Origin of the sequence: Marinomonas posidonica IVIA-Po-181 (genome assembly GCF_000214215.1) — a bacterium.
In the GTDB taxonomy this organism is placed as follows: Bacteria; Pseudomonadota; Gammaproteobacteria; order Pseudomonadales; family Marinomonadaceae; genus Marinomonas; species Marinomonas posidonica.
Genome location: NC_015559.1, coordinates 1,852,996 through 1,866,020, shown reverse-complemented (window position 1 = coordinate 1,866,020; position 13,025 = coordinate 1,852,996). Strand labels below are relative to the sequence as shown.

At 42.5% G+C, this 13,025-nt stretch carries 13 protein-coding genes; 9 read left to right on the top strand and 4 right to left on the bottom strand.

Annotation, left to right across the window (positions count from 1 at the left end):
• Positions 1-33 precede the first annotated feature (33 nt).
• From adhP to sdhD, 3 genes are all read left to right on the top strand, one after another.
• Positions 34-1,050 carry an alcohol dehydrogenase AdhP gene (adhP, locus tag MAR181_RS08775; protein ID WP_013796229.1) on the top strand — a complete coding sequence of 339 codons (1,017 nt, stop codon included), beginning with the start codon at positions 34-36 and terminating at the stop codon, positions 1,048-1,050.
• A 300-nt stretch (positions 1,051-1,350) separates the two neighbouring features.
• Positions 1,351-1,731, top strand: a complete 381-nt coding sequence (gene sdhC / locus MAR181_RS08770) for a succinate dehydrogenase, cytochrome b556 subunit (RefSeq protein ID WP_013796228.1) — start codon at positions 1,351-1,353, stop codon at positions 1,729-1,731.
• On the top strand, positions 1,722-2,072 hold the full coding sequence (gene sdhD / locus MAR181_RS08765) for a succinate dehydrogenase, hydrophobic membrane anchor protein (protein WP_013796227.1): 351 nt from the start codon (positions 1,722-1,724) through the stop codon (positions 2,070-2,072). The genes sdhC and sdhD overlap by 10 nt, the downstream gene beginning before the upstream one ends.
• 75 nt (positions 2,073-2,147) lie before the next feature.
• On the opposite strand, the gene MAR181_RS08760 is transcribed toward sdhD, so the two are convergent.
• On the bottom strand, positions 2,148-2,570 hold the full coding sequence (locus MAR181_RS08760) for a MaoC family dehydratase (RefSeq protein ID WP_013796226.1): 423 nt from the start codon (positions 2,568-2,570) through the stop codon (positions 2,148-2,150).
• A gap of 78 nt (positions 2,571-2,648) precedes the next feature.
• On the opposite strand from MAR181_RS08760, the gene sppA reads away from it, so the two are divergent.
• The 6 genes from sppA to yjjG all read left to right on the top strand — a co-directional run bounded on the left by sppA (position 2,649) and on the right by yjjG (position 7,948).
• Positions 2,649-3,659 carry a signal peptide peptidase SppA gene (sppA, locus tag MAR181_RS08755; protein WP_013796225.1) on the top strand — a complete coding sequence of 337 codons (1,011 nt, stop codon included), beginning with the start codon at positions 2,649-2,651 and terminating at the stop codon, positions 3,657-3,659.
• 135 nt (positions 3,660-3,794) lie between these two features.
• Entirely contained in the window at positions 3,795-4,562 is a 768-nt protein-coding gene (locus MAR181_RS08750; RefSeq protein ID WP_013796224.1) for a hypothetical protein, read from the top strand.
• Between the two features lie 50 nt (positions 4,563-4,612).
• Entirely contained in the window at positions 4,613-5,521 is a 909-nt protein-coding gene (gene prmB / locus MAR181_RS08745; RefSeq protein ID WP_013796223.1) for a 50S ribosomal protein L3 N(5)-glutamine methyltransferase, read from the top strand.
• 9 nt (positions 5,522-5,530) lie between these two features.
• On the top strand, positions 5,531-6,628 hold the full coding sequence (aroC, locus tag MAR181_RS08740; RefSeq protein ID WP_013796222.1) for a chorismate synthase: 1,098 nt from the start codon (positions 5,531-5,533) through the stop codon (positions 6,626-6,628).
• A 75-nt stretch (positions 6,629-6,703) separates the two neighbouring features.
• Positions 6,704-7,249 carry an inosine/xanthosine triphosphatase gene (gene yjjX, locus MAR181_RS08735; protein ID WP_013796221.1) on the top strand — a complete coding sequence of 182 codons (546 nt, stop codon included), beginning with the start codon at positions 6,704-6,706 and terminating at the stop codon, positions 7,247-7,249.
• A 27-nt stretch (positions 7,250-7,276) separates the two neighbouring features.
• A complete protein-coding gene (gene yjjG / locus MAR181_RS08730) occupies positions 7,277-7,948 on the top strand; it encodes a pyrimidine 5'-nucleotidase (RefSeq protein ID WP_013796220.1) in 672 nt (223 codons plus the stop codon).
• A 597-nt stretch (positions 7,949-8,545) separates the two neighbouring features.
• Here yjjG and MAR181_RS08725 read toward each other — a convergent pair.
• From MAR181_RS08725 to MAR181_RS08715, 3 genes are all read right to left on the bottom strand, one after another.
• The gene (locus tag MAR181_RS08725) at positions 8,546-11,107 is read right to left on the bottom strand and encodes a heavy metal translocating P-type ATPase (protein WP_013796219.1); all 2,562 of its coding nucleotides are present in this window, start codon (positions 11,105-11,107) and stop codon (positions 8,546-8,548) included.
• Complete coding sequence (locus MAR181_RS08720; protein ID WP_013796218.1) at positions 11,091-11,543, bottom strand: MerR family transcriptional regulator; 453 nt, start codon at positions 11,541-11,543, stop codon at positions 11,091-11,093. The genes MAR181_RS08725 and MAR181_RS08720 overlap by 17 nt, the downstream gene beginning before the upstream one ends.
• Before the next feature lie 158 nt (positions 11,544-11,701).
• The gene (locus tag MAR181_RS08715) at positions 11,702-12,991 is read right to left on the bottom strand and encodes an NAD(P)/FAD-dependent oxidoreductase (RefSeq protein ID WP_013796217.1); all 1,290 of its coding nucleotides are present in this window, start codon (positions 12,989-12,991) and stop codon (positions 11,702-11,704) included.
• Between the last annotated feature and the right edge of the window lie 34 nt (positions 12,992-13,025).

The window sequence follows — 13,025 nt, the reverse complement described above, 5'->3', positions numbered from 1 at the left end:
ACGAAATCACTCTATATTAAATAGGAGAAGTTGATGAAAGCGGCTGTCGCAAACCAATTTGGCAACATATTGAAAATAGAAGAGGTGGCCAAACCTCAAATAAGTTCTCATCAAGTCTTAGTCAAAATACATGCTTGTGGTGTATGTCATACGGATTTACATGCTTGTCATGGTGATTGGCCGGTCAAACCAAGCCTACCATTAATCCCAGGACATGAAGGTGTCGGTGAAATTGTTGAAATTGGTGCCAATGTTCAGCATCTCAATATTGGTGACAGGGTCGGCATCCCTTGGTTGTACAGTGCTTGTGGACATTGTGAATACTGTCTTTCAGGAGATGAAAACCTTTGTTTATCTCAACAAAATGCAGGGTATTCTGTTGATGGTGGTTATGCTGAATACTGTGCTGCGCATGCGGATTATGTCATTAAAGTACCTGATGGTTTAAGTTATGTGGACGCTGCCCCTTTGTTTTGTGCTGGCGTGACCACTTATAAAGCCTTAAAAGTTTCCCAGGCTAAGCCAGGAAACTGGGTCGCAATTTTTGGAATTGGTGGGTTAGGGCACTTAGCGGTTCAGTATGCGGCTGCCATGGGATTACGTGTTGTTGCAGTCGATACTGGTGACGCTAAACGTCAATTGGCCACAAAACTCGGTGCTGAGCAGTATTTTGACTTTAAAACAGACAATGTCGTAGATGAAATATTAAACCTTACAGGGGGAGTTCATGCGACGGTATGTACTGCTGTGAGCAAAGCTGGCTTTCGACAAAGTTACGATGTGGTCCGACGAGGAGGAAAATGCGTATTGGTAGGACTACCACCAGAAGACATGCCTTTACCTATTTTTAATACCGTTTTAAATGGTGTTAGTGTGGTGGGGTCCATCGTTGGTACTCGAAAAGACTTAGAAGAGTGTCTTGAATTCGCTGCACGTGGCAAAGTGAAAGCCATTATTGAAGAGAAGCAACTCGAAGACATTAATGACATTTTTTCCGACATGGAAAAAGGCGACATTACAGGGCGGATCGTGATGTCATTAAATCATTAACAACCAAAAGACATCTTCTCCAAAATCCTAAAAAAGGGCCGCATACACGGCCCTTTTTTAATTTCCTCACCGTACGAAACCTAATTTTGTGATCTAAAGCAGCACCATTTTCAGTATCTATTTTCACCATTCTGATCGATTTAAGCCTAAACTAAGAATTTAACGCTCTTGTTCTGCGCCAGTTTGTATTAGAATGTGTGCGTTTTTTCGATGTCATGACTATATTGGCATTAACTTGACTAATAATCTTGACCAGATTAAATCATCTCACTGCGTAATGATTGATAAAGGAGCTCAATAATGAGCAAAGCTCGACCGATCAACCTAGATCTGAAGACTATTCGCCTGCCGATTACGGCTATCGCCTCTATCCTGCATCGCATCTCAGCCGTCATCATTTGGGTTGGCTTGGGCATGTCACTGACAGCAGGTTACTTCTCTTTGCAGTCTGACGACAGCTTTAACTTAGTTTACAACTTCATGACTGATCACGTTGTTGGTCAATTTGTTGTCTGGGGTATTCTGACAGCACTAGGTTATTATGTGGTCGCTACAATAAAACATATTATCCAAGACTTTGGACACTTTGAAGAACTAGAAAGTGGCATGTTCGTTTCCAAACTTGCTATTGCAGTTGGCATTGTATTAAGTATTTTATCGGGAGTTTGGGTATGGCTATAAGTGCAGCAGATAAAGCCAGAAGTGGCACTAAAGAGTGGTTGTTTCAACGTATATCAAATGCCTTAATTTGTCTTTGGGCAATCATTACGGTGATTTTACTTATTGATCATCAACCAACTAGTCTAGCGGATTTTTCTGCTTTGCTTGCGCCTATTTGGTACAAGGCTTTGTCGAGTGTTGTGCTGATTCTAGCGGCTTTCAATTCAGTGCTGGCTGGTTGGCAAATAAGCACCGACTACGTTAAAGGTGTTGCGATCAATCTAATCTTCAATCTTTTAGTTCGATTGATAAGTTTGGCGTACCTAGTGGTTGGCTTGTATGTTTTGTGGGGATTAAGCTAGACGCTGATCTCAGTTAAAACAGCAAGGTGTCATCACGAACGAACGTTTATAAATAACACCTTGCTGTTCATTCTTCTATTTAGCCGCTGGCAACATAATAGTTGCTTCACCTGTCACGACCGCTTTTCCTTCACACTCACAAACGGTTTTCAATGTCACACGGCGACGACGCTCATTAATATCAGCGACGGTAATTTTTGTGACGACTTCTTGACCAATAAACACTGGAGACCGAAACTTCAGAGTTTGCTCCAAATATATGCAACCCGGTCCAGGTAATTGTGTGCCAATGGCTGCTGAGATAAAGCCCGCAGTAAGCATGCCATGCGCAATGGGCTGTCCAAAAGAGGTAGTGGCCGCATAATCAGCATCTAAATGCACAGGGTTTGTGTCTCCCGTTACTTCAGCAAATGCATGAACATCTTGTTGCGTCACCGTTTTTCTATATTCAACAGTTTGATCTAATGACAATTCTTCTAACGTCAAGCCTGAATTCATTGCTAATCCTTATCGTGAAAATTTTCGCTATGGTACACTTTCAGCCAATACATTAACAAATCTTTAAGGCTTAAATTCATGAGTTGGACGGAAGAAGAAGACAAGGCAGCGAAGCACAATCAACCTACCATCAAGGCAGAAAGTAAATCACAACAACAGGGCATTGATGCAAACAACGAAATTTGGACTTTGCTAGAGAAAACCTTGCTTGAAAACATGGTTGAAAAGAGGCGAGCAAGACGCTGGAAAATCTTCTTCCGATTTACCACTCTAGCCATCTTTGTTGGTATATTCGCCGCTTGGTTTACTCGTGCCGAATTGAGCGATATGCAAATACAAGGGGATACCGTCGCCATTATTGAGATGCAAGGTATCATTGGTGCCGAGGCCGATATTGAATCTTCCGAAATGGTGTCTTTATTGGACAGCGCTTACCGCAGCAATAAATTGCAGGGCGTTATCATCGAAATGAACAGTCCTGGTGGCAGCCCAGTACATTCAGGCATTATTTATGATGCAATCCGCAACAAACAAGCAGTTTATCCTGATATTCCTATTCTAGTGGTTGTCGAAGACATGGCCGCATCGGGCGGATATTACATTGCGTCTGCAGCAACGGAAATCTATGCCAATCAAGCCAGTTTAGTGGGTTCTATCGGAGTCATTTCCGCCGGTTTTGAGGCATCAGAGTTGTTAGAGAAAATTGGCGTAGAACGTCGAGTCTTTACAGCAGGTCGAAATAAAGCCTTTCTTGATCCATTTACCCCTATGACAGATGAAGCAGCACTAAAATGGCAGTCTGTTTTAAACGAGACTCACCAGCAATTTATCGATGCAGTTAAAGCAGGTCGTAAAGATCGACTAACCATCACGGATGATGTTTTTTCAGGCATTATCTTTACAGGTACTCAAGCAGAAAAGATCGGATTAATTGACGGTCTGGCAAGTATCAATCAATTGCTTGAAACTCGCTTCCCAAATGCCAGCCCCGTCGTGTTCGAACCCAAGGAAGAGCCTTTAAAAGAATTGGCAAAAGAACTGGGAGTGGAATTTGCCGTCAAAGCCATGAACCAGTTTCAGTGGCAATAAGATTTATGAGTTTAAAAAAAAGCGCCTAATGGCGCTTTTTTTGTGCTTAGAATATCAAGATAGGAAAAAATTCCATTAAATGATAAATTTAATAAATTATTTACATAAATTACTTAATTTTTTTTAGAGTTTTCCATGGCCAGAAAAGCGAACATTTCAAGACAAGAGATCCTGCAAGCGTGCTGGACGTTAATCGACAAACATCAATACCCAAACATACCAAGAGTCGCTCAGTATTTTCTTGATAAAGATGGTCGACAGTGTTCAAACACAACTCTATTGAATGCGATTAATCAATGGCAGCTGGATTATGATGCCCATGAAAAACAAATCGAAAGCAATCTGAATGATCGACTCGCCACCCCCATAAATCAGTTCATGCGAGAAGCCGCTAAGCAGATAAACCAACTGATTGAAGAAAAAGCCTTTGATATGGAAGCGGGACACAAGCAAAAGCAGTCCGCGATTGATTCAGAATATTTATCGTTAAGTGAGAGCCTTACGACACTAGAAGAAACACATCAAGAATTAAAAGAAGAGCATCATAGTCATCAAATTCTTACAAACCGCCTTAGCCAAGAAAATCAGTACCTAGAAAAACGCCTAAATGACGTCATGTCGTACAACCAACAACTAAAGACACAACTAGAAGAGGCTCTTCTAGCGAATGAAACTTTAAGACTCAATCTGGCGCAACGAGAGTTAGATCTCGCCAAACAAGACGCTCACATTCAAAGTTTGAAGCAAACACACGCTGATGAACTGTCCCGACAACAAAAAGAAAAGCAATTTACAGATCAAACGAATCAACAGTGGCAAGAGATTCGAGATCAATTACGGTCTCTCAATTCATCCGTAAATAGCCTGCAAGATAAAGACAATGATAGAGGCAGGCGAAAATAATCGTTATAATGAAGCACGCTATTTAACGATCCAACCACAAAGAAGAGACAATGAGCCGTAAACAAACAGCCATTCGCGATTTACACAGCATCAAAGACTTCATTAGATGGACTTTTACGCGCTTTCAAAATGCCAATTTATTTTATGGACATGGTACCGACAACGCTTGGGATGAAGCCGTCCAGTTGGTTATGGGGGCACTCAAACTGCCACTGGACTTTGATCGCGACATGTTGGATTGCACATTAACGCAAAATGAAAAAAAACACATACTCAAATTGGTTCATCGTCGAATCAATCAACGAGAACCCTTGCCTTATTTATTAGGTGAAGCTTGGTTCATGGGCTTACCTTTTCACGTTACCAAAGATACTCTCATCCCAAGGTCGCCCATATTATCGTTACTTGAGACCGAGTTTTCCCCCTGGTTGATGCATTACCCATTCAATATCTTGGACATGTGCACTGGCTCCGGTTGCCTTGGTATTGCGGCAGCCTTAATCTTTGAGGATTCAGAGGTTGATCTGAGCGACATCAGTGACGCCGCTTTAACCGTCGCACAGCAGAACATTCATCGCCATGACGTTGACGATCGAGTTCAAACCATTCATTCAGATATGTTTGCAGGGCTAGAAAATAAGCAATACGACCTCATCATTTGCAACCCGCCCTATGTCGATCAAGATGATTTTCAGAGCGCACCTGAAGAGTTTCATAATGAACCTGAAATCGCACTAACATCAGGTGAAGATGGTTTGGATTTTACGCATCAGTTTTTATCGCAAGCTGCACATTACTTAAATGATGATGGCATTCTGGTGTACGAAGTTGGCAATTCTGAAGTGGCATTGCAAGCCGCATACCCTGACACACCATTTATGTGGATGGAACTGGAACAGGGCGGTAATGGCGTATTCATTTTGACCAAAGAACAATTAATCGAATTATTAAACGAGTAGAATAAACCTATGTCAGGCAATACGTTCGGAACCCTATTTAAAGTCACCACATTTGGTGAAAGTCATGGCTTAGCATTAGGCGCTATCGTAGATGGTTGCCCACCAGGTATTGAAATCTGCGAAGCCGATTTACAACGCGATCTGGATCTTAGAAAACCCGGCACGTCAAAACACACGACACAGCGACGTGAAGCAGACGAAGTCAAAATTTTATCCGGTGTGTTTGAAGGAAAAACGACCGGCACACCGATTGGATTGTTGATTGAAAACACCGATCAGCGCTCAAAAGATTATGGCAACATCGCCAATACTTTTAGACCAGCACATGCCGACTACACTTATGATCAAAAGTACGGTTTCCGAGATTATCGAGGTGGCGGTCGCTCTTCGGCCCGCGAAACAGCCATGCGAGTTGCGGCTGGTGCCATCGCCAAAAAATACCTGAAACAAACTTTCGGCATCGAAATACAAGGCTATTTGTCGCAGCTAGGTCCCATCAAACTGGCGGTTAAAGATCTATCTCAAGTCTATGACAACAGCTTCTTTAGCCCAGACCCAGACGCCATTCCAGAATTGGAAACTTATATGACAGCCCTTCGCCGAGAAGGTGATTCGATTGGCGCTAAAATTACGGTAATCGCCAAGAATGTTATGCCAGGACTCGGTGCACCCGTATTTGATCGTTTGGATGCAGACATCGCTAAGGCCATGATGGGCATCAATGCGGTTAAAGGGGTTGAAATTGGAGATGGTTTCGATGTCATTGAGCAAAAAGGCAGTCAACATAGAGACGAGATGACACCAGAAGGCTTCCTGACAAACCATGCTGGCGGTGTATTGGGTGGCATTTCTTCAGGACAAGACATTGTCGTGAACATGGCATTAAAACCAACCTCCAGCATCACCACACCTGGCAAAAGTATTGACCGTGATGGCAATGCCATTGACGTCATTACTAAGGGACGTCACGATCCTTGTGTCGGCATTCGTGCGACACCAATCGCAGAAGCTATGTTAGCCATCACGCTCATTGACCACTTGCTTCGTCACCGAGGTCAAAATGCCGATGTAATGTGCCCAACACCTATCATTAAAGGGCAAGCGTAGCTGTAAGCACACCCAAAAGCCGCACCCTTTGGTTGCGGCTTTTTTTGTTTCACACGGTATATTAATGAGGAACATATGACTTCCGTGATTCGCATTCAAGTTGGCTCAAGCAATCCTGTAAAAGTCGCCGCGGCCAAGCAGGCTTTTGAACAATGTCATCCTGATCATATTATTCATTGTGAAGGTCGGTCGGCACCATCAGGTGTAGCGGATCAGCCAATGACAGAGTCAGAAACACGTCTTGGCGCGGTTAATAGAGCATTAACTTGCCAACAAGACGACATCAACCAGCAATTCGATTTTTATATTTCCATGGAAGGCGGCGTTGATCAATTTGAGGAGGGCGCTGCAACCTTTGCCTATATTGCAATTGTTGATCAAAATGACACCCAGCATATAGGCCGAACCGCTAATTTGCCACTTCCAGATCAAATATTTAAACGACTTCAAAACCGAGAAGAATTGGGGCCAATAATGGATGAAGTGTTTAACACACAAAACATTCGTCAAAAAGGCGGCGCCATCGGACTGTTTACCAATCATGCTGCAACGAGGCAAAGCGTTTATTCACAAGCCATTATTTTAGCCTTGGCACCGATTTTACATCCTCAACACTTTTAACATTAATGACAGAAAAGAAGCCTAACTATGAAGTATCAGTGGGTACTATTTGACGCCGACGAAACCTTATTTCACTTCGATAACTTTTCAGGCCTGAAACGCATGTTCAGCCAGTATGGCGTAACCTTTGAAAAAGACGATTTTCAAGCCTACCAAAACATCAACAAGCCACTTTGGGTGGATTATCAGAACGGTGATATCAGCGCCTTAGAGCTGCAAACCAGACGATTCGATTCCTGGTCAGATAAACTCAACGTAAGTTCGAATCAGCTCAATCAAGAGTTTCTCAATGCCATGGCGGAGATTTGTCAGACATTACCTGGAGCAGATGAACTGGTCAAAAGCCTTCATCAATCAGGCGTTAAAATGGCCATCATCACCAATGGTTTTACTCAGTTACAAGAAATTCGCCTTCAAAAAACCGGTATGAGTCAATATTTTGAACACCTAATCATTTCAGAGCAAGTTGGTGTAGCTAAGCCAGACGCAAGAATATTCGAATACGCTTTTGATAAGATGTCGCAACCAAGCAAAGAAAACGTACTCATGGTTGGCGATACGCTGGAATCTGACATCTTGGGAGGTAACCAGTTTGGTGTCGACACATGCTGGTTGAATCATCACAAACTCGATGAGCATGAAACCATTAAGCCAACGTATACCGTTAATCATCTAGCCGAACTGAAGAATCATCTATAGAAGCATATGTAACGAATTAGAGTCAAAATAGGACTCTAATTTATCTTCACTATTTCCGATAAATGTTATTATCGGAAATAGTATATTATCCATATGCGCTCTACAGTTTCTGTTGTAATAATGATTTATCAATGAGTTAAGTTGATTATTAAGATACTTTATAAACTAAGACATTGAAGAAAATAACAAGGCTTGTCTAAATTTTTCTGGCCCTAGCTGTAAAATAAATGACTTCTATTTTGCCTGATGCAAGGTATGTTCAATTGATCCAAATGTTGTCTTCTCGTATCCACTTCATAATTGACGTTATAAATGCGCAACATTAAATCAATGGCTAAGTTGGTAGCTGTCTTCATGTGCCATATGAGATTGCTGCCCATTACGCTAACAAGCTCAAATGATAGTGATATCATCCATGCTGTTTATTATCGTCACTTCGCTCTGTCTGCTCGCATTAGTGATTGATTAATATTGCACCTAGTCTTGAGCTATAAAACAAGCCACCATTTTGATAGATCTCGACAAAAATACATTGATCATTTATTTGCAAACCAGAACCAGTAAATAACAAAGCCAATTGCGGCCATCCCTAAAATATTAATGAGCATGCTCAATACCCTTTAATTGCTTTTTAACCACCTGTCTAAGTCGATTAGCATTCAATACGACTGTGACGGACGATAACGACATGGCCACACCAGCAATAATTGGGCTCAATAACCAACCCGTTATGGGATACAACAAGCCTGCAGCAATAGGTATCCCTAATGTGTTGTAAGCAAAGGCCCCCCAGAGGTTTTGTTTGATATTACGAATGCTTGCTTTACTCACAGAAATCACATCTGCCAAGGCATTAAGGTTATTATGCAATAAGGTGACATCCGCGCTTTCCATGGCCACATCCGTTCCTTCGCCCATGGCAAAGCCCACATCTGCCTGTGCTAATGCAGGTGCATCATTAATACCATCGCCTATCATGCCAACAACATTCCCTTGATGCTGTAGAGACTTAATCCATTCTAATTTGTCTTCAGGTAGCAATTCTGCGTGATACTCATCTAAGTCTAATTGAGCAGCAACCTGTGATGTGTTCAATTTTTGATCGCCGGTCAGCATTATCAATTTTACGCCCATGCGTTTAAGGTTTTTCAATGCATTAGCGGCACTTTCTTGAATCGGATCTTGTAACAAATAATGGCTTAGCAATGTGTCACTCGAAAACAAGTAAACATGACTACCCGCCTCCTCTGTATTAACTGACGGCAGTACAGAAAGGCCTGCTTGGTTAAGCAGCTTTTCATTACCAAGGTAATACCAGTCATTTTGATATCGACCACGAACCCCTAAACCTGGCAAGTTTTCATATTCACTCAATGTGATGTGATCAACTGAGCCTTTATCTGTGGTTTGTTTTGAGCCTTGTCGATCAATGTATTCAAGTAAAGCATGAGCTAACGGATGGCTTACTTTGCTTTCAAGGGATTTAACCAAAGAATTAATAAATTCATATTGAGCTTGCTCATTAAAGTAATCAACCTTGGTAACACAGGGTTTTCCTTGCGTAATGGTGCCAGTTTTATCGAAAACTAGGCAGTCAATGTTACTTGCTACCTGTAACGCTTCACCATTACGAATCAATCCGCCAACCTCTGCGGCTTTGCCTACCCCAATCATAGTTGAAATTGGTGTCGCCAATCCAAGCGCACATGGACAAGCAATAATTAGCACCGAAACAGCCGTCACTAACATATAGGAATAATCATCGGCATCTGCAAAGTTAAACCAAGCCAATGCAGTCAATATGGCGATGATGATCACGCTTGGAACAAAAACTGCAGAGACTTTATCCGCCAAATGACTGATCGGCGGTTTTGAGTTTTGTGCGCGACTGACCATATCAACTATCTTAGCCAGTTGAGTTTGTTTGCCTGTTTTAAGCACTTTAATTACTAGGCTACCATTGGTATTAATGGTGCCAGCTTTGACTAAATCCCCTATGGTTTTGTGAACTGGAACGGATTCACCCGTTAACATGGCTTCATTTAAATAGGATTGCCCTTCTACAACCTTGCCATCAACAGGTACCGCATCGCCGGAGCGCAATCGGAGTGCATCCCCCACATTTACATGTGCAACAGGGACCTGAACATCCTGTCCACCACGAACAAGAATGGCTTGTTTGGGGGCTAGATCTAACAATTTCTGCAGTGCTTGGTTGGTTTTGCTTCTCGCTTTGACCTCAAGCGCCTGACCAAGATTGATTAAACCAATAATCATCACCGCGGCTTCAAAATACAAATGCCGAATATTCGTTGGCAAAAAGTCTGGAAACAACACCACAAACATAGAATATAACCAAGCACTACCAGTACCAATGGCGATTAACAAATCCATATTGGCATGATGTGAGCGCACCGCTTTCCATGCACTTATGAAATAATGTCTGCCTGCGAAATACATGATAAGCGCACATACAGAGCCAATGAAAAACCAAACAAACTGCTCGATGAGCGAGCTCACTTTCATGCTTCCACCTAATAGACTGTACAACATAAGTGGTACGCCAAGGGAAAGCCCCATTAAGGATGAGGTGATTTTGTGACGATATTCTTTAGCATCCTTAGCCATTTTTTGTTCTGCATTCTGTTGCGCATCAGTCACTAACTCACCTTGATAACCTGCATCACTTATCGCCGTCAACAAGTCTTGATAACGGGCAGAACTGGACACTTGAGCAAGGTGACTGGCAAAATTCACCTCAACCTTTTTGGTACCATCAACTTTGGCTAACGCTGACTGAACGGTATTCACACAACCTGCACAAGTCATTCCCGAGATCGCAATTTGATAATCCACTGCCTGTATTGTCTCTCGTTCTATGGACTGCTTTTCCAATTCAGCATGATCACTCGATGACAAAGTATTTGCTTCTTGCTTTGGTTCATTTTCGCTTATTGAAAACCCTGCTTGCTCAACTGCTCCCTGAATTTGCACCAAGTTTAAATCCGATAAAACCTCTAAATGATTAGCCTTTGGCTCACCAATCACCTCAGCATTCGGGCTTATTGCTTGAATCTGTTCGCGGATTTTTCGAATACAGCCTTGGCAGCTCATACCATAAACAGACAAAAACACTTTATCGTTATTTGCATCCGTCATGACAATCCTCCAATGCTTTATCTTGTAGAGAAACGCCTTCCCAATCTTCAATTAAACAACAAATAGAATGACCATTCGGCACACCGTCTGGCATGGATTCCCAAGCCGCTAAAGCCGTTTCCATTTTTGCTAGATGTGCTTGCAACTGTGCTATCTTGGCTTTTGTTTCCGGAACCTTTTGCTGCAACAGATCTCGCACCATAGGACAAGGAGAATCACCACTGTCAGATTGCTGTAGGATATTCTCCACTTGCTTAAGACTAAAACCCAATTCCGTTGCTTGGCGAATAAACTTCAACCTTTGTAAAGCCGTATTGTCATAAAGCTGATAGTCGTTATCAGGATTTCGCTCAGCTGAGATTAAGCCTATGCGTGTGTAATGCCGAACCGTATCTGGAGTGACTAGGGCTTTTTTTGCTATTTCACTGACTCGCATAACACCTCCATCTGAAATAATCCTAAAGAGTATAAAACCTATGAGTAACACATAGGTCAAATGCCAGAGCAAAAAAAACCGATACACAACCCTGTATATCGGTTTTAGACCTCAACTAAAGCCAATTTGACCCTACAATGATTCTCGCCAAAAGTTAATTAGTGGAGCTTTAACTTAGGCTTAACGACTTTACCAACCTTCTGCGCCGCCATAATAATGGTCGCCTTGAACCATCCGTGTATGGCAATCAGGTGTAGACGGTAAAGAGACACATAAACAAAACGTGCTAAGCGACCTTCTATAAACATAGAACGGCTACTTAAATTCCCCATTAAACTACCGACTGTACTGTAGCGACTTAAGTTCACCAAAGAACCATAGTCTTTATAGGTATATTCTTTTTGAGTTTCTCCCAAAAATGACGCTTTAATGTTAACAAATACTAATGATGCCATCTGATGCGCTGATTGTGCTCTTGGTGGTACAAAAGAGCCATCCGCTTGCTTGCAAGCACAACAATCGCCAATAACATAAACGTTATCAAATCCGGTGGCCTGTAAGGTGTTTTTTACTAATATTTGGTTATTACGCGTGGTTTCAAACCCTTCAATTTTTGCGACAAAGTCCGGCGCTTTCACCCCTGCGGCCCAAATCATTAAATGAGCATCGATGGTTTCTTCTTCCGCTGTCTGGAATCCGCCATCAAAGGCACGTACCACTCGAGTTTTTTCACTGATATGAACACCAAGATGCTGTAGCTCTTTGCTGGCCAAACCGGCAATACGCTCGGGCAAAGCCGGCAATATTCGCTCACCCGCTTCGATCAATTGCACCTGAACACGTTTACCTGACATGTCTGGCATACCGTAAGATTTCATCAATTCCGCTACATGGAATAATTCAGCCGACAATTCAACACCCGTTGCTCCACCGCCCACAATCGCAAGCTTGAGCTTAGAATCGGCACCTTCTTGGTTAACTCGTAAAAATTGTTGTAATAAGGCTTGTTGAAAGCGCTCGGCTTGCCGGTGCGAATCGAGGAAATAACAATGTTCAGCGACACCTGGTGTACCGAAATCATTACTGACACTACCAACAGCCATCACCAGCACATCATAAGAGACTGAACGTTCAGGCAGGACTTGATGGCCCTTATCATCCGAAATAGCAGCCAAGGTAAGCACACGTTGCGCTGGGTCAACATTAATTAGTGTGCCCAACTGAAACTGATAGTGGTGTTTCGCGGCGTGGGCTCGATAGTTTACCCCATCGTTATTGATGTCTAGAGAACCGGTAGCAACTTCATGCAATAAGGGTTTCCAGATGTGTGTCTGACTCCGATCAATCAGCACCACTTCTGCTTGACGCTTTTTCCCAAACGCCTTGCCAAGCTTGGTAACCAGTTCTAAGCCACCTGCACCACCACCTACAACCACAATCTTTTTCATATGTGCTCACCTATAAATTTGAATTATCGGGAAA